22 protein-coding genes are annotated in these 24,902 nt (G+C 35.2%); 14 read left to right on the forward strand and 8 right to left on the reverse strand.

What is annotated here, in order from left to right:
* Nucleotides 1-20: 20 nt before the first annotated feature.
* Nucleotides 21-2,009, reverse strand: a complete 1,989-nt coding sequence (locus tag AC1B0Z_RS03490) for an alpha-ketoacid dehydrogenase subunit alpha/beta (protein WP_483795234.1) — start codon at nt 2,007-2,009, stop codon at nt 21-23.
* A 137-nt stretch (nt 2,010-2,146) separates the two neighbouring features.
* On the opposite strand from AC1B0Z_RS03490, the gene AC1B0Z_RS03495 reads away from it, so the two are divergent.
* The 6 genes from AC1B0Z_RS03495 (at nt 2,147) to AC1B0Z_RS03520 (ending at nt 7,329) form a co-directional block, all read left to right on the forward strand.
* Nucleotides 2,147-3,097 (forward strand): isopenicillin N synthase family dioxygenase, encoded by a 951-nt coding sequence (locus AC1B0Z_RS03495; protein ID WP_483794165.1) that lies wholly within the window; start codon nt 2,147-2,149, stop codon nt 3,095-3,097.
* Between the two features lie 122 nt (nt 3,098-3,219).
* Nucleotides 3,220-3,549, forward strand: a complete 330-nt coding sequence (locus tag AC1B0Z_RS03500) for a translation initiation factor (RefSeq protein WP_483794166.1) — start codon at nt 3,220-3,222, stop codon at nt 3,547-3,549.
* A 3-nt stretch (nt 3,550-3,552) separates the two neighbouring features.
* A complete protein-coding gene (locus AC1B0Z_RS03505) occupies nt 3,553-4,497 on the forward strand; it encodes a DUF1835 domain-containing protein (RefSeq protein WP_483794167.1) in 945 nt (314 codons plus the stop codon).
* A complete protein-coding gene (locus AC1B0Z_RS03510; protein WP_483794168.1) occupies nt 4,487-5,350 on the forward strand; it encodes a nucleoside phosphorylase in 864 nt (287 codons plus the stop codon). The genes AC1B0Z_RS03505 and AC1B0Z_RS03510 overlap by 11 nt, the downstream gene beginning before the upstream one ends.
* A 2-nt stretch (nt 5,351-5,352) precedes the next feature.
* Nucleotides 5,353-6,213 carry a substrate-binding domain-containing protein gene (locus tag AC1B0Z_RS03515; RefSeq protein ID WP_483794169.1) on the forward strand — a complete coding sequence of 287 codons (861 nt, stop codon included), beginning with the start codon at nt 5,353-5,355 and terminating at the stop codon, nt 6,211-6,213.
* Between the two features lie 69 nt (nt 6,214-6,282).
* The gene (locus tag AC1B0Z_RS03520) at nt 6,283-7,329 is read left to right on the forward strand and encodes a TlpA family protein disulfide reductase (protein ID WP_483794170.1); all 1,047 of its coding nucleotides are present in this window, start codon (nt 6,283-6,285) and stop codon (nt 7,327-7,329) included.
* 44 nt (nt 7,330-7,373) lie between these two features.
* Here the strand turns inward: AC1B0Z_RS03520 and AC1B0Z_RS03525 are convergent, their stop codons facing one another.
* Nucleotides 7,374-8,936: an NAD(P)H-hydrate dehydratase gene (locus tag AC1B0Z_RS03525; protein WP_483794171.1), complete on the reverse strand. Its 1,563-nt coding sequence runs from the start codon at nt 8,934-8,936 to the stop codon at nt 7,374-7,376.
* Between the two features lie 340 nt (nt 8,937-9,276).
* Here AC1B0Z_RS03525 and thrA point away from each other — a divergent pair, with 340 nt between their 5' ends.
* The 7 genes from thrA (at nt 9,277) to AC1B0Z_RS03560 (ending at nt 17,488) form a co-directional block, all read left to right on the forward strand.
* Nucleotides 9,277-11,721: a bifunctional aspartate kinase/homoserine dehydrogenase I gene (gene thrA / locus AC1B0Z_RS03530; protein ID WP_483794172.1), complete on the forward strand. Its 2,445-nt coding sequence runs from the start codon at nt 9,277-9,279 to the stop codon at nt 11,719-11,721.
* Nucleotides 11,722-11,792: 71 nt separating this feature from the next.
* Entirely contained in the window at nt 11,793-12,716 is a 924-nt protein-coding gene (locus tag AC1B0Z_RS03535; RefSeq protein ID WP_483795236.1) for a homoserine kinase, read from the forward strand.
* Between the two features lie 2 nt (nt 12,717-12,718).
* Nucleotides 12,719-14,014 (forward strand): threonine synthase, encoded by a 1,296-nt coding sequence (thrC, locus tag AC1B0Z_RS03540; RefSeq protein ID WP_483794173.1) that lies wholly within the window; start codon nt 12,719-12,721, stop codon nt 14,012-14,014.
* Between the two features lie 112 nt (nt 14,015-14,126).
* Nucleotides 14,127-15,140, forward strand: coding sequence for a T9SS type A sorting domain-containing protein (locus AC1B0Z_RS03545; RefSeq protein ID WP_483794174.1), 1,014 nt, complete (start codon nt 14,127-14,129; stop codon nt 15,138-15,140).
* Between the two features lie 109 nt (nt 15,141-15,249).
* The gene (locus AC1B0Z_RS03550; RefSeq protein ID WP_483794175.1) at nt 15,250-15,867 is read left to right on the forward strand and encodes a YqaA family protein; all 618 of its coding nucleotides are present in this window, start codon (nt 15,250-15,252) and stop codon (nt 15,865-15,867) included.
* 62 nt (nt 15,868-15,929) lie between these two features.
* Complete coding sequence (locus AC1B0Z_RS03555) at nt 15,930-16,217, forward strand: DUF3817 domain-containing protein (RefSeq protein WP_483794176.1); 288 nt, start codon at nt 15,930-15,932, stop codon at nt 16,215-16,217.
* On the forward strand, nt 16,217-17,488 hold the full coding sequence (locus AC1B0Z_RS03560) for a mechanosensitive ion channel family protein (protein ID WP_483794177.1): 1,272 nt from the start codon (nt 16,217-16,219) through the stop codon (nt 17,486-17,488). Before AC1B0Z_RS03555 ends, AC1B0Z_RS03560 begins: the two co-directional genes overlap by 1 nt.
* 63 nt (nt 17,489-17,551) lie before the next feature.
* On the opposite strand, the gene leuB is transcribed toward AC1B0Z_RS03560, so the two are convergent.
* The 6 genes from leuB to AC1B0Z_RS03590 form a co-directional block, all read right to left on the reverse strand.
* Entirely contained in the window at nt 17,552-18,607 is a 1,056-nt protein-coding gene (gene leuB / locus AC1B0Z_RS03565; protein WP_483794178.1) for a 3-isopropylmalate dehydrogenase, read from the reverse strand.
* A 276-nt stretch (nt 18,608-18,883) separates the two neighbouring features.
* Entirely contained in the window at nt 18,884-20,404 is a 1,521-nt protein-coding gene (locus tag AC1B0Z_RS03570; RefSeq protein WP_483794179.1) for an alpha-isopropylmalate synthase regulatory domain-containing protein, read from the reverse strand.
* An 86-nt stretch (nt 20,405-20,490) separates the two neighbouring features.
* Nucleotides 20,491-21,090, reverse strand: coding sequence for a 3-isopropylmalate dehydratase small subunit (leuD, locus tag AC1B0Z_RS03575; protein ID WP_483794180.1), 600 nt, complete (start codon nt 21,088-21,090; stop codon nt 20,491-20,493).
* Between the two features lie 57 nt (nt 21,091-21,147).
* A complete protein-coding gene (gene leuC / locus AC1B0Z_RS03580; RefSeq protein WP_483794181.1) occupies nt 21,148-22,557 on the reverse strand; it encodes a 3-isopropylmalate dehydratase large subunit in 1,410 nt (469 codons plus the stop codon).
* Nucleotides 22,558-22,783: 226 nt separating this feature from the next.
* Complete coding sequence (locus tag AC1B0Z_RS03585; RefSeq protein WP_483794182.1) at nt 22,784-23,167, reverse strand: acyl-CoA thioesterase; 384 nt, start codon at nt 23,165-23,167, stop codon at nt 22,784-22,786.
* Nucleotides 23,168-23,181: 14 nt separating this feature from the next.
* On the reverse strand, nt 23,182-24,069 hold the full coding sequence (locus tag AC1B0Z_RS03590) for a DUF72 domain-containing protein (RefSeq protein ID WP_483794183.1): 888 nt from the start codon (nt 24,067-24,069) through the stop codon (nt 23,182-23,184).
* 116 nt (nt 24,070-24,185) lie between these two features.
* Here AC1B0Z_RS03590 and AC1B0Z_RS03595 point away from each other — a divergent pair, with 116 nt between their 5' ends.
* Nucleotides 24,186-24,602 (forward strand): glyoxalase, encoded by a 417-nt coding sequence (locus AC1B0Z_RS03595; protein WP_483794184.1) that lies wholly within the window; start codon nt 24,186-24,188, stop codon nt 24,600-24,602.
* The last annotated feature ends 300 nt before the right edge of the window (nt 24,603-24,902 follow it).

The following is a 24,902-nucleotide window of genomic DNA, read 5'->3' on the forward strand; positions in this document are numbered from 1 at the left end:
GTTCCAAATAAAACTTAATGCTAATATGATAATAAAGCTAGTAATTCGCTTTCAAATCTTTCTTTTGGCAAATACTGCTCTTCAAGAGATTTAGCAAACGGAATTGGTGTTTCCAAACTCGCCACGCGTCTTACAGGAGCATCCAAAAACTCAAAACAATACTCTATTATCAACGCCGAAATGTCACTAGCAATACCTCCAAACAAAGAATCCTCTTGAAGAATTATGGCTTTACCTGTTTTCTTTACCGATGCAAAAATAGTCTCCGTATCCAATGGTTGAAGTGATCTTAAGTCGATAACATCCGCTGAAATATCTGGGTAACTGTCAAGAGTTTCTATAGCCCAATGTACGCCAGCTCCATAACTTATAATTGTAATTTCATTTCCTGATGTAATTAAGCTAGCTTTTCCAAATGGCATGGTGTAGTAGCCTGTTGGTACGTCCTGTCTAATACTTCTGTATAATCCTTTATGTTCAAAAAATAGAACTGGATTTGGGTCGTTAATTGCTGTATTCAATAAGCCTTTTGCATCATACGGAAAGGCGGGATAAACCACCTTTAACCCTGGCGTTTTGGTAAACCAAGCCTCGTTGGTTTGTGAGTGAAAAGGACCAGCACCTACGCCACCGCCACAAGGCATTCTAATAACTACATCTGCACCTTGCCCCCATCGGTAATGCGATTTTGCTAGGTAATTTACAATCGGATTAAATCCAGAGGATACAAAATCTGCAAACTGCATTTCCATAACACTTTTCATCCCAGCAATAGATAAACCCATTGCCGCTTCTACAATTGCAGATTCACAAATAGGTGTATTTCTAACGCGGTCTTTACCAAATTTTTCAACAAAACCTTCTGTGATTTTAAAAACTCCACCGTATTCTGCGATGTCCTGTCCCATGATAACGAGTTCATCGTGTTGCTCCATACTTTGACGAAGACCTTCCGAAATAGCATCAACTAGTCGTATTTCCTTTTTATTCGAATTCGGATTAATATATTGATAATCAAAACGTTTAAAAACATCATTCAATTCGTTAGTTAAATTTGGATGTGCAACTTCCTCATCAAAAGCAACCTCCAAATGTTCATTGATTTCATGAACTATTTTTGTTTTAATTTCAACCTCTAAAGGCTCATCTATAATACCTTCTTCTTTTAAAAAATTCTGATAATTTTCAATAGGGTCTTTTTTTGCCCAAGCATCCATTAACTCTTGTGGAACATATTTAGTGCCACTCGCCTCTTCATGCCCGCGTACCCTAAAGGTTTTAAACTCTATCAACACAGGACGTGGATTTTCTCGTATACTCTTTACTATTTCAGTAACTTTCGTATAAATCTCTAAAATATTATTGCCATCAATAATATGGGATTCTATACCATAACCTAAGCCTCTATCGGCTAAATCTTTACAATGATATTGTTCTGAAGTTGGTGTAGACAACCCGTAACCATTATTTTCAATACAAAATAACACCGGCAATTGCCATACGGACGCTACGTTTAGCGCTTCATGAAAATCACCTTCGCTAGTACCGCCTTCTCCCGTAAAAACAGCAGTCACTTTTTTTTCTTGTCGCAATTTTGAAGCTAGCGCAATCCCATCTGCAACTCCCAGTTGAGGCCCTAAATGCGAAATCATACCAACGATATGATACTGTTGTGTGCCAAAATGAAACGAACGATCTCTACCCTTTGTAAATCCAGAAGCTTTTCCCTGCCACTGTGCAAAAAGCCTGTATAAAGGAATTTTTCTTGTAGTAAACACCCCTAAATTGCGATGCATTGGCAAGATATATTCATCTAAATTAAGTGCTGAAGTAACCCCAACCGCGATAGCTTCTTGCCCTATTCCTGAAAACCATTTACTGATTTTCCCCTGTCGTAATAGCACCAGCATTTTTTCCTCAATAAGTCTAGGCTTGAGCATACTTTTATAAAGCTCCAGTAAAACTTCAGAGTCTAAGCCCTCAGTATTAAAGTCTATCTGAGGCTGCATTTTTGAGGTTTTCATAAAATAACTCTTAATCTACTATCAAATATACTGTAATTTCGATATATGAATAGATAAATTGCATATAATTCAATAGAATGTTTTTGTACATTTGTTGACATCACAATTATTGTACTTTAGTCATGAATAGTATCCCAAGCGTAGATTTGAATGATTTTATTTCTGAAAATCCTGAAAGAAAACAGAGTTTTGTAAAATCTATAGGAAAAGCTTACGAAGACATTGGGTTTGTAGCATTAAAAGGTCATTTTTTAGATGATACCTTAGTGAATAACCTTTACAGCGAGGTAAAAAACTTTTTTGATTTACCTCTTGAAGTAAAACAGAAATACGAAATCCCTGAAATTTCAGGACAACGTGGTTATGTATCCTTTGGAAAGGAAAGTGCAAAAGGTAAAAAAGAAGGAGATTTAAAGGAGTTTTGGCATTTTGGACAATACATCGATGACAATGACAAGGAAAAGTATGGATATCCTGATAATGTGATTGTTGAGGAATTACCGGAATTTAATAGAATAGGAAAACAAACGTATCAAATGCTTGAGAAAACTGCAAAGTACGTTTTACGAGCACTAGCATTGCATCTTGGTTTGGAAGAAACATATTTTGACGATTATATTAAAAATGGAAATTCTATTTTACGTCCAATTCATTATCCACCAATAAAGCAAGAGCCTAAGGAAGCTGTTCGTGCCGCGGCACATGGCGATATCAACTTAATTACATTGTTAATGGGGGCACAAGGCCGTGGTTTACAAGTTCAAAATCATAAAGGTGAATGGTTAGATGCTATCGCTCAACCAGATGAATTGATGATTAATGTTGGAGATATGCTCTCAAGACATACCAACAACAAATTAAAATCAACCATACACCGCGTGGTAAACCCTCCTAAAGAACTTTGGGGAACTTCGAGATATTCTATTCCATTTTTTATGCATCCAGTAAGCGACATGAAACTTGATGTACTTAAGAATTGTATTGATGAAAATAACCCGAAACAATATGAGGATATTACTGCAGGGGAATTTCTAACAGAACGTTTAATTGAATTAGGGCTTATTAAAAAGTAGAGAAACCCTTCCTAACCTTTCCAAAGGGAAGGAACTTACAACAAATAAATTATTTTGCATACAACAACTCAGAATACCCGATTTGAGTTTCTCCCCCTCGGGGAGATTAAGAGGGGCCTATAATGGATTTACAAGATCAATTAAAAAACCTATTTCCAGACCATACTCCAGAGGAAACCACAGAAGATATATCCGATACTTCAAATATTTGGATGCAAGATGATCCTATTATCTGTAAATACGAAAAGCGTAAAGGCAAACCCACAACTATTCTTGAAGGGTATACTGGTGCTACAGAAGATTTTAAAGCCCTAGCAAAAGAGATTAAAACCAAATTAAGCGTTGGTGGTAGTTTTAAAGATGACAAGATTATCATTCAGGGAGATTATCGTGATAAAATTATGCAAATACTTAAAGATAAAGGATTTAATGTTAAACGAGTTGGTGGATAAATTATGAATAAAGGTATTTTGCATATTACAAACGGTGGTGTTTTAACTGGATATTTAAAAGAGTTGGAAGTTGAAGGCGAGATAGTTACATGGCAGGAAATGTTATGTGAAGGCCCAACAAAAGAGGTAGTGCATTCTGATGAACTTATAGAAGCACGTCGCGATTTTTTAAAGGAATTTTATAATATAGATCTCGATTCTGATAAAATTAACTTTGCACTATCTCAACTTAATGGTGCCAATGAAAGGTACGCTGAAGTTGTACTTTGGTTTGAATATGATTTGTTCTGCCACGTCAATATGCTAGCCGTAATCAACTTGCTGAATGAAAAGGGCATTAACCTACCAATTTATTTAGTTTGTAGTGGACGAATTCCTGGGGTAAAAGAACTAAAAGGTTTAGGCGAATTAAGCTCTAGTCAGCTTCTAGCGCATTATAAAAACAAAACTAAACTTTTGGATAGTGATTTAGATCTTGCAAAAACACTTTGGAATATCTATTGTGGTGTAGACCATAACTTATTGAAACCATACATTGTACAGTCCTCCTCTTTTAAATACTTAAGCAATTGTTTAAAAGCGCATTTGGAGCGTTTTCCAGATTCAAAAACAGGTCTAAACGTTCTAGAAACCAATATTCTTAAACTTATTAAAGATAACGACATTAAATCCAAGCACCATTTATTGGGTTATGCATTAAACTATCAAGGATTTTATGGCTTTGGTGATCTGCAAATACAGCGTATTATTGATTATCTACAACCTTTCTATACTGTTACGGAAGAAAAAATTGATTTGAACAGAAAAGGGCATGAAGTTTTAATAGGTCAGCGCAATGCAACAGGAGAATTTGATAATGCCATGGTTTTTGGTGGGGTTAAAAAAACAGATTTTCAATTCAGTAAATCACAAAATAAATTGATAAAGTCGCCATTTCATGCCAATTAAGGATTCCGAACTTATTCTAAATCCAGACGGTAGCATATACCATCTAAATTTAAAACCAGAACACATTGCGGATACCATCATTTTAGTTGGCGATCAAGATAGAGTTGCTTTAGTATCAAAGCATTTTGATAGTATAGAATTTGAAACTCAAAAACGTGAATTCAAAACCCATACCGGAACAATCAGTGGTAAAAAAATCTCTGTAATATCAACAGGTATTGGTACAGACAACATTGATATTGTACTAAATGAATTGGATGCGTTAGCAAATATCGATTTTGAAACGAGAACTATTAAACAATATCTTAAGAGTTTAAACATAGTAAGAATTGGCACCTCTGGAGGGTTACAACCAAATATTCCAGTTGATTCATTTGTAATTAGCGAAAGTGGCTTAGATTTAACAGGGTTGCTGCACTCCTACCAAATTGCAGGTATTTCCAGACCAAAAATCGAAGAAGCCTTTATAAAGCATACCAACTGGAACACTAGTAAGGCTCGACCTATAATAATTGATGGCTCCAAGACACTTTTATCAAAATTAAAAAGCGAATCTACAATAAAAGGTTTAACGGCAACAGCTAATGGGTTTTATGGGCCTCAAGGACGCATTTTGCGATTACCACTAATGGATGCTGAACTGAATACAAAGATGGATACTTTTAATTTTGAGGGCACAAAAGTTACAAACTTTGAGATGGAAACATCTGCCATATATGGCCTATCAAAACTTTTAGGACATCATGCGATCTCCCTCAATGCCATAATTGCTAATAGAGCCAATGGTACTTTTAGCATAAACCCACGAAAAGCAGTAGAAAGTTTAATCATTTATACTTTAGATAGAATTTAAAAATGAAGAAAGTGAATATTGGCGGTGTACCAGAGCATTTCAATTTAGCTTGGTATTTGACACTTAAAAATGGTGAATATAAAAATGAAGGTATAAATCTTCGTTGGCACGATTATCATGGTGGTACAGGAGCCATGTGCAAAGCGCTTCGTGAGGGTGATATAGATATTGCGGTAATTTTAACTGAAGGCATTATAAAAGATATAATCGCTGGAAATCCTAGTAAGATTGTTCAAACCTTTGTTGAAACACCACTCATTTGGGGGGTTCATGTAGCACATCATTCAAAATATAAAGCTATTGAAGATTTAAAAGGCGCTAAAGCGGCGATAAGCAGATACGGTTCTGGTTCGCACTTGATGGCCTACATAAATGCACAAAATAATGATTGGGATTTAGATAAAGATTTAAATTTTGAAGTGATAAAAAATCTTAGCGGTGCTGTTGAAGGCTTAACCAATGGGACTGCCGATTACTTTTTATGGGAAAAATACACCACAAAACCAATAGTTGACGACGGTGTTTTTAGACGTATCGGAGAATGTCCATCGCCTTGGCCTTGCTTTGTAATTGCGGTTCGTGAGGATTTCTTGAAAAATAACCTAAGCGACCTGCGAACCATTTTAAATATAATCAATGCAACCACTTCAGAATTTAAGCATATACCGAGTATTGATCGTATGATTGCAAACAGGTATGAACAACAACTTGAAGATGTACAAGATTGGTTGACTATTACTGAATGGTCTCAAGAAATTATTGATGAGCCTACTATTGTGAATGTTCAGAAAGAACTAAGGGCTTTAGATATTATCCCTGAAATTGTTCCGTACGAAAGACTCATACACAAATTGAACCCCTAAACAATTGTTAAAGTTTTAGCTTTCTTTAGTGGTTTATTTATTTTCGAAACTTAACCAAATATTACAATTATGAAAAAGCTACTTAGTTTAATGGTGATACTTAGCATTTTTAGCTGTAAAACAGAACCAAAAGACTATGTTTCGCTATCTGGTAAAATAGCAAATAAAAATAGTGATTCCCTCACCATACGTTCCCGTTCTTATCTTAAAACAATCCCTCTCTCAGAAGATGGAAGTTTTAGCGATACTTTAAAAACAGAAACAGGAATATATAATTTATATGACGGCAAAGAAATAACATCTGTTTTCTTAAAAAATGGATTTGATATCAATTTAACTTTTGATGCTGCTGAATTTGATGAAACCATTTCATATAGTGGCAATGGTTCTGAACATAGTAATTATTTAGCAAAGAGTAATTTGCTTCATGAGAAACTCTTAAACCCAAGTGCTTTCGACAATCTTGATATGGAAGGGTTAGAGACAAAGCTAAGTAGTATAGAAAATGAGCTTACAACATTTTATAATTCTAATCCTAAAATTGACACTTCGATAACTAACAGTTTCAAGAATCAATTAAAGGCTATGCTGAGGTCTTATGAAAGATATTTTAGCCAAAGTATTGGATTGAAATCATTACTTCCAAAAGGGTCGCCTTCTCCTTCATTTACAAATTATGAAAATTATAAAGGTGGAAAAACTTCTTTATCAGACCTAAAAGGAAAATACGTGTATATTGATATCTGGGCAACATGGTGCGGACCATGTAAAGCTGAAATACCATCCTTAAAAAAATTAGAAAAAGAATATCATGATAAGAATATTCAATTTGTAAGTCTTTCAGTAGATGATGGCAGAGGCTATAGAGGTAAGACAAAAGAGGAATCAGCTAAATTAGCTAAAGAAGGGTGGAAAAAAATGATTGCAGAAAAAGAGCTAGGAGGTATCCAAATCATAGCACCAAAGGGATGGCAATCTCAATTTATTCAGGACTATAAAATCAACGGCATCCCAAGGTTTATTTTACTCGACCCAAATGGAAACATAGTAAACCCTGATGCCCCTAGGCCTTCAAATCCTAAGTTACGGGATGTTTTCAAATCGTTAAACATCTAAAAATTTTTGATAACAAAAAAAGCCGTAGATAGCGGCTTTTTTTATTATTGTTTTTCTTCCCTATGTTCTTCTTTGTCTTGCTGTGGTGGTTGCTCTGGCTGCTTAAATAGGTCTATAAAGGCCTCTCCTAAATAGTCAATTACATGACCTGCGATCAAACTTTGATAACCGAAGTCCTCAACCGCAATATCTGCTGATTTACCATGTAAATACACTCCAAAAATAGCTGCAACTGACGGATGGTAACCTTGTGCCAGTAATCCAGTTATAATACCCATTAATACATCCCCACTACCAGCTGTCGCTAATCCTGGATTGCCGGTAGTATTTACAAAAAGTTTATCGTTAAAAACGGTGATAGTATTTGCTCCTTTAATAACTACAATTACCTTGTGCTTTTTTGCAAATGCTTTCACTTTTGCAAGTTTATCAAAATCATCAGTCCACGCCCCTACAAGTCGCTCCAATTCTTTGGGGTGTGGTGTTAAAACTGTTAGTTCTGGCAATAGTTTCAATAGTGCCTTTTTCTTTGCAAGCATATTTAAACCATCAGCGTCGATTACTAGACGGCTTTTGTTAGTATTTAAAAATGCTTCAAAAGCGGATATGGTTTTCGCATCAGTTCCTGCCCCTACTCCAAAACCTATAACAGTCGGTTCGATGTCAAAATTTATGGAAGTAATTTTATCATCATCATTGTCAGTAATCACCATAGCTTCGGGAAAAGAAGATTGTATTGGGACATAACCACATTTAGGCACATAAGTGGTTATCAAACCTGCCCCAGCTGATAGAGCTGCTCTACTAGCAAGAGTTACAGCACCAATCTTGCCATAGCTTCCGCCAATGATAAGGGCGTGTCCAAATTGTCCTTTATGGGAAAACTTGTCTCTGGGTATATAGTTGGGTAATACTTCATGTTTCCCTATAAGTTGAGCTTCTGTCTCTGTGGTATATAAATATTCAGGATCCAAACCAATATCTAAAATCTCCCATTGCACGGTATATTTAGCAGTTTCAGGTAAGAAGAATACTAATTTAGGAGACGCAAAACTTAACGTAAACCCTGCATAAACTGCTGCATCCTTATCTTCTAAAGCTCTATCAGGATATAAACCCGAAGGAATATCAATAGATAGTGTAAACGCTTTTGAAGCTCTAAAATGTTGAAATAATTGCTTTACCCAATCATGTACTGGCCGATTTAAACCAATACCAAAAACAGCATCAACAATAATATCATCTGGATGCATTTCTGGAAAATCCGCTGCACATTTTAAAAGCGTTGGCCATTTTTTAGTAACGTTTTTTATACGATCATAATTAACTAAAAAATCCTTAGAGCGCTTGTCGCTACAGTTTACAACGTAAGTATGCACATTATAACCGTGCGTTACCAAATGTCGTGCTAAAACCAAACCGTCGCCACCATTATTGCCTATACCACAAAAAACATGCACAGGTACTTGAGCACCTTGCATTCGCATGTGCATCCAATTAAAAATTTGGGTACCTGCACGTTCCATAAGCTCGGCGGATGTAATGTTTTGGCGTTTAGCAGTTAGTTTATCGCCAGCGTATATCTGTTCCTTAGAAAAAATCTTCATAAAACTATTTTATTGAATTTTCAATTCTAATCATAATTAGTCATTTTTTTTAAACGAAAAATTCATGATTATAAGAATATTGTAAAAAACTGTTTTTTGTTTTTTTATTAGGCTAAAAGTAATACTTTTGAGGTGTTTTATATAACGAAAATGATTCATTTAAGCCAAAATAATTATCCAACCGTGTTTTCAATATCTGCAAGCACTGTTTCTATTTTAGCTACAACTACAAATACAACAACCCTTTGGGGTTATTAGTTATATATTATTCCAGCATTTCATGTAATTTTACAATTACATCCCTTTCAATTTTTACATTTAAATATCAATTCATTACATAATGAAGGTTTTAAAATTCGGTGGAACTTCAGTAGGTTCCTCAAAAAATATAAATAAAGTCATAAGTATTCTAGATACTTATTCACAAGAAGGTAAAGTAGCATGCGTAGTTTCGGCAGTTGGCGGTATCACTGATAAATTGCTGCTTGCAGGAAGACAAGCACAGGCAAAAGATGCAAGTTTTAATGATACTTTTGAGACTATCACGTCTATCCATTTTTCAATAATCAAAGAATTAAACCCCGAAAACAATGAGGGGATTTTAGCTTATGCTAAAGAAAAATTAAGTGCGCTTCATAGTCTATTGGAGGGTATCTTTCTTATAAACGAAGTATCCCCAAAAACATCAGATAAATTAGTGAGTTTTGGCGAGTTATTGTCATCTTATATTATTGCTGAAACAATGAAAAACAGAGGTTTGTCAGCAACCAGAAAGAATTCGCAAGAGCTAGTCGTTACCAATTCAAATTTCACAAAAGCCGAAGTAGATTATAATGTTACTAACGGCAATATTAAAAATTACTTTGAATCGGCTGAAGAACGTACTACGATACTTCCAGGTTTTATTGCTAATTCTGCCCTTGGGGAGCAAACCACTTTAGGTAGAGGTGGTTCAGATTTTACTGCGGCGATTGTGGCTGCTGCTCTAAAGGTAGAACAGTTAGAGATTTGGACGGATGTTAGCGGTATGTTTACAACAAACCCAAAAATGGTGAAACAAGCATATCCTATAAAGACTATTTCTTATCAAGAAGCTATGGAACTGTCTCATTTTGGGGCTAAAGTATTATATCCTCCAACGGTACAACCTGTATTGGATTTAGAGATTCCTATTCATATTAAAAACACCATGGAACCTGAAGCTGTGGGTACAATTATTTCTAAAGATGCAAACGGTACAAGTTCTCCTGTAAAAGGCATTAGTAATATTTCAAATATTGCATTATTGACACTCGAAGGTAGTGGTATGGTTGGAATTCCTGGGTTTTCTAAACGTTTATTTGAAACACTTTCCAATGAAAAAATAAATGTGATTTTAATTACTCAAGCCTCTTCAGAACACTCTATATGTTTGGGTATTGAAAAAAAAGATGTTGAAATTGCAAAAACGGCTATCGATATTACTTTTGAAAATGAAATTGCTTTACATAAAATAGAACCTTTAACCGTTGAAACCGGTTTGTCTATCGTAGCACTAGTTGGTGATAATATGAAGAACCATCAAGGTATTAGCGGTAAAATGTTCTCTTCTTTAGGAAAAAACAATATCAATATTAGAGCTATTGCCCAAGGTGCTTCAGAGCGAAATATATCTATAGTTATTGAAGATAGCGATGTGAAAAAAGCATTAAACACGTTGCATGAAGTGTTTTTTGAAAGCATCACAAAACAACTCAACGTCTTCATTACAGGTGTTGGAAATGTTGGAGAACGCTTGGTCGAACAAATAAGACAACAAAAAAAATACCTTAAAGAAAACCTTAAAATCAATCTCCGTGTTACGGGACTATCCAACTCTAGAACGATGGTTTTTAATGAAAGTGGCATTCCTTTAAAACATTGGAAAACGTTATTGGCAGATGGAGAAAAAGCATCATTGCAAGGGTTTTTCGAAAAATCAAAAGCATTAAATCTGCGCAATAGTATTTTTGTAGATGTTACTGCAAACGCAGATGTGGCTAGTTTATATGCCAATTACTTAAGAGAAAGTATCGCTGTAGTGGCATGTAACAAAATTGCATGTTCTAGTGATTTTGCTAATTATAAAGAGTTGAAACGCTTATCATTAAAATACAACGCGCCATTTTTATTTGAAACCAATGTTGGCGCAGGTTTACCTATTATTGACACATTGAATAATTTGGTGGTCTCAGGAGATAAAGTTACTTCAATTCAAGCCGTATTATCTGGTAGTTTAAACTTTGTTTTCAATAATTTTAATGATACTACTAAGTTTTATGATATCGTAAAACAAGCTGGAGCTGAAGGTTATACCGAGCCAGACCCGAGAATTGATTTAAGTGGTGTTGATGTAGCACGAAAAATCCTAATTCTTGCTAGAGAAAGTGGGGTTGAAATGAATTTAGAGGACATTGAAAACACATCATTTTTATCGCTTTCTGGTCAAAAAAGTGGTACAGTTGAAGAATTTTACAAAACACTCATTGCCGACGAAACTCATTATCAAGGCTTGTATGCATCTGCGAAAGCCAATAATGCGCAATTAAAGTATGTGGCCAAATTTGATCATGGGCAAGCAAGTGTAGGTTTACAGGAAATTCCTGAAGGACATCCGTTTTATAATCTTGAAGGTAGTGATAACATTGTGATGTTCTATACAGAACGCTACTCACAACAACCTATGATTGTTAAAGGCGCTGGCGCTGGTGCTGATGTTACCGCCTCTGGACTGTTTGCGGATATTATAAGATTGGGCAACGATTAATTAAAATGGAGTTGCACATAGAAAGTTCTATTTCCTGCTCTAGTGCAGCAGAAAACTATTTAATAGAAAAAATGAACGAAATAAAAATATTTTCTCCAGCTACTGTAGCCAATGTATCCTGTGGTTTCGACGTTATGGGATTTTGTTTGGATACAGTTGGCGATGAAATGGTAATAAGAAAAGTTGATAAGAAAGGTATTGTCATTACCAAAGTAGAAGGATTTGATTTACCACTAGAAACAGAGTTGAACGTTGCTGGGGTTTCTGCTTTAGCCATGTATGACGCTATTGACGTTGATTTTGGTTTTGAAATTGAAATCTACAAGAACATAAAACCTGGAAGTGGTATTGGCAGTAGCGCAGCTAGTGCAGTTGGTAGTGTTTTTGGTATGAATGAGCTATTAGGGAGACCTTTCAACAAAACACAATTGACCGAGTTTGCCATAAAAGGAGAAGCTTTAGCAAGCAAATGCGAACATGCGGATAACCTCGCTCCGGCTCTTTTTGGAGGATTTACCTTAGTGAAAAGTGTAGCACCTTTAAAAGTGTTAGAAATCCCCACACCTGAGGATTTGTATGCGACTATTATTCATCCACAAATAGAAATTAAAACATCAGAATCTAGAGCCGTACTTCCAAAAGAAGTTAAACTAAGCAACGCCATTGAACAATGGGCAAACCTTGGCAGTCTAGTCCATGCGCTACATACCAGTGATTACGATTTGATAAAAAGTGCTTTGAAAGATGTGATTATTGAGCCACACAGAAGCAAATTGATACCCCTTTTTAATGAAGCCAAAAGTTCCGCCATAGATGCTGGTGCCTTAGGATGCGGTATTTCAGGTTCTGGTCCTTCAATTTTTTCGTTGAGTAAAGGCTTAGATATCGCTAATCATGTAAAACAAAGTTTCGAAAATGTATATGCAGATCTTGTAATTGATTACGATATTCATGTATCAAAAATTAACATCCAAGGTGTAAAAATTATAGGCTAAAAATGAATTACTATTCTTTAAATAAAAAAGCTCCAAATTCAACCTTCAAAAATGCTGTAATTAAAGGTTTAGCTCCTGATAAAGGATTGTATTTTCCTGAAAATATTAAACCGCTGTCTAAGTCATTTTGGAATGATTTTGATAGCCTATCATATCCTGAAATAGCATATGAAGCTATAAAACAATTTGTTCTTCCAGAAATTCCAGAAGATGTTTTAAAAACTATAGTTCGCGATACACTATCCTTTGATTTTCCTGTGGTAAAATTAAATGATAACATTTCTACATTAGAGTTGTTTCATGGTCCTACCATGGCATTTAAGGATGTTGGCGCAAGGTTTATGGCAAGGTGTTTAGGCTATTTCAACCAACATAATAATAAAGAGGTAACTGTATTAGTAGCCACTTCTGGAGATACTGGAGGTGCTGTTGCCAACGGGTTTTTAGGTGTAAAAGGAGTTAATGTTGTTATTCTATATCCTAGCGGAAAAGTGAGTGATATTCAGGAAAAACAGTTGACAACGCTTGGACAAAACATTAAGGCGCTTGAGGTTGAAGGTACTTTTGATGACTGTCAAGCCATGGTGAAAACTGCATTTTTAGATGAAGAATTAACAAGTAAAATGCAATTGACTTCTGCCAACTCTATAAACGTTGCTCGTTGGTTACCACAACTCTTCTATTTTATGTTTGCCTATAAGCAGTTACATAAACAATATGATGATATTGTATTTTCTGTTCCAAGTGGAAATTTTGGAAATATTTGTGCTGGTATGGTGGCCCAACAATTAGGCCTGCCGGTAAATCATTTTATAGCCGCTAACAACTTAAATAATGTGGTAACTCGTTATTTAATATCTCAGCTATACGAACCGAAACCATCCATACAAACCATAAGTAATGCTATGGATGTTGGTGCGCCAAGTAACTTTATTCGTATTCAAGAGATTTATAAAAACAGGTTTGAGGATTTAAAGAACAACTTGTCTTCTTACAGTTTTACAGACGAAGAAACCAAAGAAGCCATGTTGGAAATGTATAATAATTTCAATTATGTGGCAGATCCTCATGGTGCAGTGGGCTATTTGGGTTGTAAATCTTATTTAAAGGACAACCCTAGTGCGCATTGTGTGTTTTTAGAAACTGCCCATCCAACGAAGTTCTTAGATGTGGTTGAAGAGGTTATTAAAGAAAAGCAAAACTTGCCTCCACAAATTCAATCGGTAATGGGAAAAGCTAAAGAAGCTAGTAGTATTTCTATTTATGAGGATTTGAAAAGCTTCTTTTTATCAAAATAATAATTCCTTAGTAACAAAACTTTTTCTAAGTAAATATAGAATACAATCATCAGGACAGCTCATGACGGTTTAATGCTTATTTTTTCGGAAATTGCAACTATAAAAATAAGCAATGATAAAAATTACTCTCAAAGCATTAGTAGCCCTATCCATATTTTCATTAGTTAATTTTCAATTATTTTCACAAGCTACTACTTGCGATGGTGTATTTGAAGAGCAAAATGGATTACTGACAATTGAAATGGAATCAGGTATTTTGCCAAATGGTTCCAATTGGAAAACTGGAAATGAAGCAGACCCAAACTTAGCAGGATCTACTATTAATTATATTTATTGGGATGTAGATGATGGGGATCAGATTTTTAATGCATTGGCAGGCGCTGAAATAACTTACAACATAAAAATTAATAACCCTGGAACATACAGATTAGCATGGCGTGGACGTATCGGTAAAGGTAATTCTGGTGGTGAACATAACGATGCATGGTTAAAAATTGTAGCTGATGATTTTTATGCCACCAAACAAAGTAGTTCTACTTCTACTCAAGCGGTAGAACCAAGACCTAATTGTAATAGCAATCCAAATAGAAATTGTCCTGTAGGATCTAGCGTTGGTGGTTTTTTTAAAGCGTTTATGAATAGGCATCCTGTAAACTCTGCACCTGATAGAGTATGGGGCTTTGTTACTAATACAAATGATGGGGATTCTTTTAGATTTATATGGGCAACTTTTAATACTCCAGGAAACTATTCTGTAATCGTTGATGCAAGGTCTAGCTTCTTTTTTATGGATAAAATGGTATTACGTAGAACAGATGTATCTGATGGGATAGCATTTAATTTAAACAATAGTGAATCGTCTTGTGCTGTTTTGTCATTGAGCGAAGCAACAAAAAGAAATGATATAAAATTATACCCAAATCCTTCAAATGGTAGTATTAAAATTAGCAACTTACCAAACACAGGAACAGTTTTATTAAAAAACATTTATGGTATCACTGTAAAGATATTTAATTATACCTCTTCAAATAAGACCATTGATATAAGTGATTTGCAGGCCGGTGTTTATTTTATCTCAAATTCTGATACGAGCAACTATTTTGTGAAAAAGATTGTTAAAATCTAAATTTTTGTTGCGCTACATCGATTTTAAAGGTTAAATAATCCCTAATTAACATTAATAATTTCTTGCTTTTCTGACTGGTAATTATATTTGTTGGCCTGGAGTTTTTAACATGAAATCAAAACCAAAAGAAAAAAGCGGTAAATCACGTCTTCAATTACTTCACCAGTATTATAATTACACTGGTTTTTACACATTTGTATGGCAAGCAGTAAAAAAGGCAATACCATATATTGTTGGTGCTATTGGCGTAATCTATGTAATAAATCATTTTTTCAATATTAATGATGCCTTAATAAGATTAACAGAGATACTGCCATCTCATGGTGTATTAAGTTTCTTTTTCGTATCTGAAACGCTTTTAGGACTCATTCCTCCAGAAATATTTATTGCTTGGTCTGGTAAAATGCCAAATCCTTGGGGATATTTAAGCATTTTAGCTGTGTTATCTTATTCGGCAGGGTTATTGGCATATCACTTAGGACGTTTAATTACCAAAATCCCATCTGTCCATACCTATTTAGAGGTGAAAATGCAAAAACAGCTGAAAAACTCCAGAAAATGGGGAGGATTTTTAATCATCGTTGGTGCTTTGCTACCGCTTCCATTTTCAATATCATGTATTGCTGCCGGCATTATTAAATTCCCTTTCAAAATTGTTGTGCTATTTGGTGCGTTGCGTTTATTACGTTTCGTAATTTATGGTCTCGTTATTTTTAGCGCATTATAAAAAAAACTTAAATCGTAGTGCTATGTTGTTCTTCTGTTCTACTTTTGCAGAAAATTTACAACATGTTTTCATTTATCAACATTTTTAGGGCCGTAGCCTTTTTAGAAGGTGTTTCATATATTCTTTTACTGTTTATTGCAACACCTATCAAATATCTAGCTAACGATCCACAATATGTTAAACTATTGGGTATGCCCCATGGTTTGCTGTTTGTTGCATACGTTGGTATGGCGTTTGTTATTAAAAGCGACTTGAAGTGGAATAATAAAACGTTTGCAACTGTATTACTGGCAGCAATCATCCCTTTTGGAACATTTTATATTGATAGAAAATATTTAAAATCTGCATAATGGTTCAAGATAAACTAATAGACCCATCATCAGATTTAAATCATTGGGTTGTTACAAAACTTTTAGAATTAGGAGTTTCTGAACAGGCTGCCCAGTATTTAAATATGCTTGTTTTACTGATAGTACTTCTTATCGTTATCTTTATTATTGATGTGGTGATAAGGCGCGTGCTGATAGGTACTTTTACACAATTTGCTAAACGTACTAAAACCAATTTCGATGATTTTTTAATATCTAACAAAGTACCTTTAAATATAGCACACATCATTCCTTTACTAATTTCACTAGAATTTGTTCCAGATGTTTTTGCTGATTTTTACAATTTTGAGATTATTATAGAAAAGGGACTACAAGTATTCGCTATAATATTAACCCTTTGGATAGCAAGAAGCTTACTAAATGCTATAAAAGATTATTTAAAAACGCTTCCTAGATTAAAAGATAAGCCCATCGCTAGTTATATTCAAGTGTTCATGATATTTGCTTGGTTAGGTGGCATTATGTCTGCGATAGCAATTGTTACAGGAATACCATTTTTTAAATTCTTAACTGGACTTGGGGCTATTTCCGCGGTAATTATTCTAGTGTTCAGAGATACCATTTTAGGTTTTGTAGCTAGTATTCAGGTGTCAATTAACGATATGGTTCGTATCGGAGATTGGATTACTTTTGAAAAATACGGCGCTGACGGGGATGTGATTGAAATTACTTTGGCCACGGTTAAAGTTCAGAATTTCGATAAAACGATTACTACCATTCCAACCTATGCACTTATCTCCGAATCGTTTAAAAATTGGAGAGGTATGTCTAATTCTGATGGACGCCGAATTAAAAGAGCTCTTAATATAAAACAAGACACCATTAAGTGTCTTAGTGAAGATGATATCAATAAACTAAAGCATATCGAGTTAATAAGACCTTATCTAGAACAGAGACAAAAAGATATTGATAAATATAACGCAGAACACCATATTAATAAGGAAATTGCTTTAAACGGCAGAAACCTAACCAATATTGGAGTTTTTAGAAAATACATTCAAACATACATAGAAAACCATTCTGCAATTAATAAGGATATGACGATTATGGTGCGCCAATTAGCTCCAACAGCACAAGGTTTGCCTATCGAAATCTATGCCTTTAGCAGTGACAAGCGTTGGGTAAGCTACGAATATATTATGGCGGATATTTTTGACCATGTATTGGCTGCGGTTCCCTATTTCGACTTAGAGGTTTTTGAATATCCTTCAAATCTTAGTTTGAAATCATAGCACAAAAAAAGACCTGTCAGGTTTCAAAAACCTAACAGGCCTATATATTTATCTTTTTAAAGTCTAGATATTAGCAGCTAACCAATCACCAACCTCACTAGTACCATAGGATTTACCACCATCGGCTAAATCTTCTGTAACCATACCTTTTTCTAGGGCGCTATTTACAGCATCTCTAATAGCTTTACCTTCAGCTTGTAAACCAAAGTTTTCAAACATCATAGCTGCCGAAAGTACCGTAGCCATTGGGTTTGCAATGTTTAAACCAGTAGCCTGTGGGTACGATCCGTGAATAGGCTCAAACAAACCAATATCCGATCCCAAAGAGGCACTTGGCATTAAGCCCATAGAGCCTGAAATCACAGAAGCCTCATCCGTTAAAATATCTCCAAACAAGTTTTCAGTAATTAACACGTCGTAGCTATTTGGCCATTGTACCAAACGCATTGCAACAGCATCAACAAACTCGTAACTCACCTCTACCTCTGGGTAATCTTTCTCCATAGCTTGCACCGTTTCTCTCCAAAGTCTTGATGTTTCTAATACATTCGCTTTATCCACGCAGCATAATTTTTTACCACGAGTCATTGCTAATTCAAACCCTTTTTTAGCCAAACGTTGTACTTCTGCTCTGGTGTACACACAATTGTCAAAAGCCGTTTCACCCTCTTCTCTTCTACCCTTTTCACCAAAGTAAATCCCTCCAGTTAATTCGCGTAAAAACACCAAATCGGTACCTTCAATTCGCTCTCTTTTTAATGGCGATTTTTCCAATAACGATGGAAACGTAAACGTAGGTCGTACATTAGCAAATAAGCCTAAAGCTTTACGCATCTTTAATAAACCTTGTTCAGGACGCACCTTCGCCGAAGGATCATTATCAAACTTTGGGTGCCCAATAGCACCAAACAACACTGCATCACTACTTTTACAAATCTCGTGCGTTTCATCTGGGTAAGGCTCCCCAACAGCATCAATGGCTGCTGCACCCGTTAAGGCAGGTTTCCAATTAATCTCGTGTCCAAATTTTTCAGCAACAGCATCACTTACTTTTACTGCTTGGTCTATCACTTCAGGTCCTATGCCGTCTCCAGCTAAAAGGGCTATGTTTAATTTCATTTATATGTAATTTAATCTTTATTTATTCTTTTTTGGGCGTTACCCACAAGGGGTCGGGCTTTACGTTCCAAGTCCTCGCTCGCTCCTTCGGGCTCACTGTGGGCTTTCCTCTGCAATCCCTAACGCAGGGCGTACTTGCTTACTAAGTTCTCAACTCAAAGTAATAGCACACTTACTAAAACCTTTTCTTTTGTTTAATTGTTTAACCGTTTATACGTTTATACGTTTAACTGTGTAATCGATTTTTCAGTGAAACAACTAAACGATTAAACAATATTAACTCACTACAATATTCAACATCTTCTCCGTAGCTTTAATGGCAGAAACCGTTTGATCGCTGTCTAAACCACGTGTTTTAAATTCTTTTTCAGAGTTTTTCCAAGTAATAATCGTTTCACATAAAGCATCAGAATTACTCCCTGGAGGAATTCTAACCGCGTAATCAATTAAATTTGGAAGCTCTATTTTTTTTCTTTTAAAAATCGTTCTAACAGCATTCATAAACGCATCATACTGTCCGTCGCCCTGAGCATTTTCTTCAAAAGTTTCATCTTCTATAGTAATAGAAACTGTTGTAGAGGGCTTCAATCCTTTGGAATGTGTTAACACATAAGAGTTTACCCTTATCTTTTCCTCGTAGGTTTCATCCAACACATCCGAAATAATATATGGTAAATCCTCTTTGGTAACCACCTGCTTTTTATCGCCAAGTTCTATAATACGCTGGGTAACTTTCTTTAAATTTTCATCGTTCAACTGCAATCCCAACTGCTGTAAATTCTTTTGGATATTGGCTTTTCCAGACGCTTTACCTAAAGCATACTGACGTTTTCTACCAAAACGTTCCGGCATTAAATCACTAAAATACAGGTTGTTTTTATTGTCACCATCGGCATGAATTCCAGCCGTTTGTGTAAAGACATTAGCACCAACAATAGGCTTATTTGCAGGAATCATAACGCCAGAAAAATTCTCCACCAACTTACTTACTGTATATAAAACCTTTTCATTTACACCCATTTCAATATTGGGCATAAAATCATTAATCACGGCAATAGTACTGCTCATAGGAGCATTACCAGCACGTTCTCCCATCCCATTTACGGTTAAGTGTAAGCCATCAGCACCAGCCTTTAAACCTTCAATGGCGTTGGCCACACCCAAATCATAGTCATTATGCGCATGAAAATCAAAATGCAAGTTTGGATATGTATCTTTTATTTCCTTAACAAACGTGTGCGACTCTTCAGGAGTTAAAACCCCTAAGGTATCAGGGAGCATTATTCTAGCTATATTTTGCGTGCTTAAAAAGGCTAAAAACTCGTACACATAGTCTTTAGAATTGCGCATACCATTACTCCAATCTTCTAAATATACATTAGTAATAATATCATGATTTGAGGCTAGCGCTATAGTGTCTCCTATCTCTTTAAAGTGCTGATTAGAAGTCTTTTTAAGCTGATGTGTTAAATGGTTTAATGAACCTTTAGTTAATAAGTTTTGAACCTTTGCTCCAGCCTTAACCATCCAATCTATAGACACGCCTTTGTCAACAAAAGTCAACACTTCTACCTTATCTAAGTAATTGTGTTCTGATGCCCAATCTGTAATGTCTTTTACCGCTTGAAACTCACCTTCTGAAACTCTAGCCGAAGCAACCTCAATACGATCCACCTTTAATTCTTCAAGTAAAAGTTTCGCTATCGTTAGTTTCTCAGATGCAGAAAACGACACGGTAGAGGTTTGCTCTCCATCCCGTAAAGTCGTATCCATTATTTCTATTCTTCGCTTAGACATTGCCAGTTTTTATATTCACAAAAAGCATTTCATTAGTTAAATGGAATGCTTTTTTTAATGTATTATTATATTTTTTTCTAATATACTTAAAATGGCCTTGTTTCGGCAAAAGCTTTTACTTCGTCTTTCATGTTTTGAAGATAGTCTATATCATCAAAGCCATTTAGCATATTACCCTTTTTGTAACCATTAATATCAAAGGTCTCTGATTCTCCAGTAGACAATAATGTCACTGTTTGATTTGGTAAATCTACCTTGATTTCAGTTTTAGGATCTGCTTCTATTGCATCAAATAATGTTTGAGCAAAATCAGCCGAAACTTGTACTGGTAACACACCAATGTTTAAACAGTTATTTCTAAAGATATCTGCAAAAAACGAAGATATTACACAACGTAATCCAAAATCGTAAACCGACCATGCTGCATGCTCTCTAGAAGATCCAGAACCAAAATTCTTCCCTCCTACTAAAATCTTAGAACCTGTATATTTTGCATCATTCAATGGGAAATCTACAATGGGGTTGCCTTCAGAATCGTATCTCCAATCACGGAAAAAATTATCGCCAAACCCTTTACGCTCTGTAGCCTTTAAGAAACGTGCAGGTATAATTTGGTCTGTATCCACATTCTCAATTGGTAGTGGGTATGCTGTACTTGTTAATACTTCAAATTTATCGTAAGCCATATATTCAGTATTCAATCTGCCAGTATCAGTTGGCAGTATTATTCTTTAATTTATTTGTTAAGCACTAACTTGCTCCATTATCGTTCGTGGGTCGGTTACCACACCAGTTACCGCTGTAGCAGCTGCTACCAGAGGCGATGCTAGTAAGGTTCTTGAACCTGGTCCTTGGCGTCCTTCAAAGTTTCTGTTTGACGTTGATACCGCTAATTTACCAGCAGGCACTTTATCATCATTCATTGCTAAACATGCAGAACATCCTGGTTCTCTTAATACAAATCCAGCTGCTTCTAATATTTTGTCTAAACCTTCTTCTTTAATTTGATCTACCACTTTATGAGATCCTGGAACCAACCAAGCCGTAATATTATCTGCTTTTTGACGTCCTTCTATAATAGAACAGAATGCTCTAAAATCTTCAATACGTCCGTTAGTACAAGATCCAAGGAATACATAATCTACTTGCTTGCCAATCATATCATCACCTTCATCAAACTTCATATAACCTAAAGACTTCTTATAGGTAGCAACACCACCTTGCACATCTTCTGCCATTGGGATAGATTGTGTTACCCCCATACCCATTCCTGGATTGGTACCGTAAGTAATCATTGGCTCTATATCGGCAGCATCATAGGTAAACTCCACGTCAAACTCAGCATCAGGTTCTGTGTATAGCGTTTTCCAATAGTCCATCGCTTTATCCCAATCTGCACCTTTTGGTGTATGCTTTCTACCTTTAATATATTCAAAAGTCTTTTCATCTGGAGCAATCATACCACCGCGAGCACCCATCTCAATAGAAAGGTTACACACTGTCATACGGCCTTCCATAGACATATTTTCAAATACATCACCTGCATATTCTACAAAATATCCAGTAGCTCCAGAAGTGGTTTGCTGAGAAATAATATATAAAGCCACATCTTTAGGTGTTACACCAAAACCTAATTCACCATTAATGTTAATTCTCATTTTCTTTGGCTTAGGTTGCATGATACATTGTGTAGATAATACCATCTCCACCTCCGAAGTACCAATACCAAAGGCAATAGCACCAAAAGCACCGTGTGTAGAGGTATGTGAATCGCCACAAACAATGGTTGAACCTGGTAATGTAATACCATTTTCAGGCCCAACAATATGCACAATGCCATTATTTCTATGGCCTAATCCCCAGTGCGAAATACCATATTCAGCAGCGTTATTGGCTAAAGCCTCTAACTGATTAGCAGATAGTGGGTCTGCAACTGGTAAATGTTGATCCCAAGTTGGTGTGTTATGATCGGCTGTAGCAAATGTGCGCTCTGGATACATAACACCTATACCGCGTTGTTTTAAACCAACAAATGCAACAGGACTTGTTACTTCGTGTATAAAATGACGGTCTATAAAAAACACGTCTGGTCCATCTTCTATGTTTCTAACAACATGCGAATCCCAAACTTTGTCAAATAATGTCTTACTCATAAATAATAAAGGTTTTTTCAGAATGAAACAACTCTAAACACCAAATAGCAGTTTTTTAGAATTATAACAGCATACAAATTTATACTTAATTACATTTATTCAAAAGTTTAGACCATATTGTTATTTTATTTTTACAAAAAACACAATGAACACCATATAAATTGCATTTTATGCAATGAAACTAAAAATTTGATTATAATTTTTAAAGTAGATTTTTAACTCTAATTTACAATCTATCTTTTACGAACTCAACTTTTGTTTTTCCATGCGCCAGAGGCTTGCCATCTTGCCCTACATTTACCATGACTATATTAGAAATGGTAATAATGGTTTCTCTGGTCATCATGTTTCTCACCTCACAACTTAAAGTAAGTGATGCCTTTCCAAATTTTATAGCTTTAATACCAATTTCAATAACATCGCCTTGTTTTGCTGAGGCCTTAAAATCTATCTCGCTAATATATTTGGTAACCACCTTTTGGTTTTCCAGCTGAACAATACTGTATAGGGCAGCCTCTTCGTCTATCCACTCTAATAATCGCCCTCCAAAAAGGGTGCCGTTAGCATTCAAATCTTCTGGTTTAATCCATTTTCTAGTATGAAATCGCATAATTAGGTTTTATGTTAAAATAATGTCTTTTGAGGATCTTCATTTGGAATGGTAAGATGACATCCCAAAGCTGCATTTAATTTTTTAATAAAATAAGCTGATAATAAGGGCGACTCTTTTTCTATGTTTTGATGAATAAAAAAATCTATCTCCTTAACACCTTGTTTTTGCCAAAGTTTTAAGCGTTCTACCCAATCGTCTAAACGTGAATAATCAGATGCATGATTAGCACCAACATAGCGCACGAATGCTGTGGCGTTGGTTAATCGCATGTGCATTAAATCACGCCTGCCAGCAGTATCTACAATAACATTGGATATATTATTGGCTTCCAAAAGTTGGTATAAGTCTTCTGCAATAGCTTTATCGTTATACCAATTGGTGTGTCTAAATTCTATAGCCAATGGAATTTCTCTTGGCCATGCTTCAACAAAAGTTATTACTCTGTCAAAATCTTTAGGCGCAAAATTACTGTGCATTTGTAAAAAAATGGTGCCTAATTTCTCTTTTAAGTTTGAAGCGTTGTACAAATAATTTTCAACTACGGCATTGGTGTCGTTTAAGCGTTTCCAATGGCTAATCTCTTGATTTAACTTTGGAAAAAACTTAAAACCCTCAGGGGTTTTATCGTACCATTTGGAAAATTGTTCTGCTGGAAATATGCGATAAAACGTAGCATTCATCTCAATGCAATTAAATTGGGACGAATAATACCCCAACTCATCTTTTGTACCTCTCGGATAAAACCCTTTGAGGTCTGCCTTATTCCACTTGGCACAGCCTACATAAATTTCAGGTATGTTATCATCTTTTACTGCATTTAATACACGTTGCGTATCAGGATGATCCTTCGGAAAAGTAAAATCTATTAATTCAGGATTATCAACGCTTCCAAATTTCATGTTTTAAATTTTGAATAAAGATAAAAACTTCAATGTTGATAACCTCGTTAACAATTATAAAATGAAGAATTAAATTCAACTTCTATATTCAATATTTTTATTAAAAATCTACAGAAATGGACTCCAGACAATTCAACCTTAAAAATATTCGCCCTGAAATTTTAAGTGCTACAATTAACGACAATATGAGTATAGATGAGCGTTTTCAGAATTTGGTATTACGCCCTATTATTAAATTTCAAAATGATTTATTGCTAGCAGTGTTTAAAAATTATATTAAAAAACATAAATCGGTGTTTTATGATTTGTCTATTGAAAAGCGCATTGATTATATTGAAAATGCCATTCAAAAGGACATGAAGCTTCGAAATTCTATGAAAGGTATGATTATCGGTTTGTTTACCGTTGAAGAATACGAGATATATATTCAAAATTCTTCTGCTTTAAATAAACGTATGATGAATATTGTAAAGCAACGCTTGATTAGTAATATTCAACTGTTTGAGAAGCCTGAAGTTTTGGTGGCGGTTTAAATATTATTTAAAAAACTAGTCATGTCGAAATGAGGCACGATTGAGACATCACATTAGAACTAGTAAACACTTTATGTGATTTCTCCTAACGTCTAAATGACTCAATTTTTCTATTTTGAAATTAGTCTATCAAAGATATCCCATTCAAATCCGTAGTCAACACATCACTCATATAATAAAAATAAACTAAGTCATGTCGAAATGAGGTACGATTGAGACATCACATACACTACAAAATCATGTGTGATTTCTCCTTTCGTCGAAATGACGCTCGCATCAATATTTTTTAACTATTCTAAT

Source organism: Hyunsoonleella sp. J2K-J805 (assembly GCF_057167125.1).

Excerpts from the sequence above, each read along its gene's own strand:
- AC1B0Z_RS03520 (WP_483794170.1), top strand. The coding sequence starts at position 6,283 with ATGAAAAAGCTACTTAGTTTAATGGTGATACTTAGCATTTTTAGCTGT.
- leuD (WP_483794180.1), bottom strand. The coding sequence starts at position 21,090 with ATGGCTTACGATAAATTTGAAGTATTAACAAGTACAGCATACCCACTA.
- AC1B0Z_RS03590 (WP_483794183.1), bottom strand. The coding sequence starts at position 24,069 with ATGAAATTTGGAAGCGTTGATAATCCTGAATTAATAGATTTTACTTTT.
- leuB (WP_483794178.1), bottom strand. The coding sequence starts at position 18,607 with ATGAAATTAAACATAGCCCTTTTAGCTGGAGACGGCATAGGACCTGAA.
- AC1B0Z_RS03550 (WP_483794175.1), top strand. The coding sequence starts at position 15,250 with ATGAAATCAAAACCAAAAGAAAAAAGCGGTAAATCACGTCTTCAATTA.
- AC1B0Z_RS03545 (WP_483794174.1), top strand. The coding sequence starts at position 14,127 with ATGATAAAAATTACTCTCAAAGCATTAGTAGCCCTATCCATATTTTCA.
- AC1B0Z_RS03510 (WP_483794168.1), top strand. The coding sequence starts at position 4,487 with ATGCCAATTAAGGATTCCGAACTTATTCTAAATCCAGACGGTAGCATA.
- leuC (WP_483794181.1), bottom strand. The coding sequence starts at position 22,557 with ATGAGTAAGACATTATTTGACAAAGTTTGGGATTCGCATGTTGTTAGA.
- AC1B0Z_RS03585 (WP_483794182.1), bottom strand. The coding sequence starts at position 23,167 with ATGCGATTTCATACTAGAAAATGGATTAAACCAGAAGATTTGAATGCT.
- AC1B0Z_RS03555 (WP_483794176.1), top strand. The coding sequence starts at position 15,930 with ATGTTTTCATTTATCAACATTTTTAGGGCCGTAGCCTTTTTAGAAGGT.
- AC1B0Z_RS03595 (WP_483794184.1), top strand. The coding sequence starts at position 24,186 with ATGGACTCCAGACAATTCAACCTTAAAAATATTCGCCCTGAAATTTTA.
- AC1B0Z_RS03515 (WP_483794169.1), top strand. The coding sequence starts at position 5,353 with ATGAAGAAAGTGAATATTGGCGGTGTACCAGAGCATTTCAATTTAGCT.
- AC1B0Z_RS03560 (WP_483794177.1), top strand. The coding sequence starts at position 16,217 with ATGGTTCAAGATAAACTAATAGACCCATCATCAGATTTAAATCATTGG.
- AC1B0Z_RS03525 (WP_483794171.1), bottom strand. The coding sequence starts at position 8,936 with ATGAAGATTTTTTCTAAGGAACAGATATACGCTGGCGATAAACTAACT.
- AC1B0Z_RS03535 (WP_483795236.1), top strand. The coding sequence starts at position 11,793 with ATGAACGAAATAAAAATATTTTCTCCAGCTACTGTAGCCAATGTATCC.
- AC1B0Z_RS03500 (WP_483794166.1), top strand. The coding sequence starts at position 3,220 with ATGGATTTACAAGATCAATTAAAAAACCTATTTCCAGACCATACTCCA.
- thrA (WP_483794172.1), top strand. The coding sequence starts at position 9,277 with ATGAAGGTTTTAAAATTCGGTGGAACTTCAGTAGGTTCCTCAAAAAAT.
- AC1B0Z_RS03495 (WP_483794165.1), top strand. The coding sequence starts at position 2,147 with ATGAATAGTATCCCAAGCGTAGATTTGAATGATTTTATTTCTGAAAAT.
- AC1B0Z_RS03490 (WP_483795234.1), bottom strand. The coding sequence starts at position 2,009 with ATGCAGCCTCAGATAGACTTTAATACTGAGGGCTTAGACTCTGAAGTT.
- AC1B0Z_RS03570 (WP_483794179.1), bottom strand. The coding sequence starts at position 20,404 with ATGTCTAAGCGAAGAATAGAAATAATGGATACGACTTTACGGGATGGA.
- AC1B0Z_RS03505 (WP_483794167.1), top strand. The coding sequence starts at position 3,553 with ATGAATAAAGGTATTTTGCATATTACAAACGGTGGTGTTTTAACTGGA.
- thrC (WP_483794173.1), top strand. The coding sequence starts at position 12,719 with ATGAATTACTATTCTTTAAATAAAAAAGCTCCAAATTCAACCTTCAAA.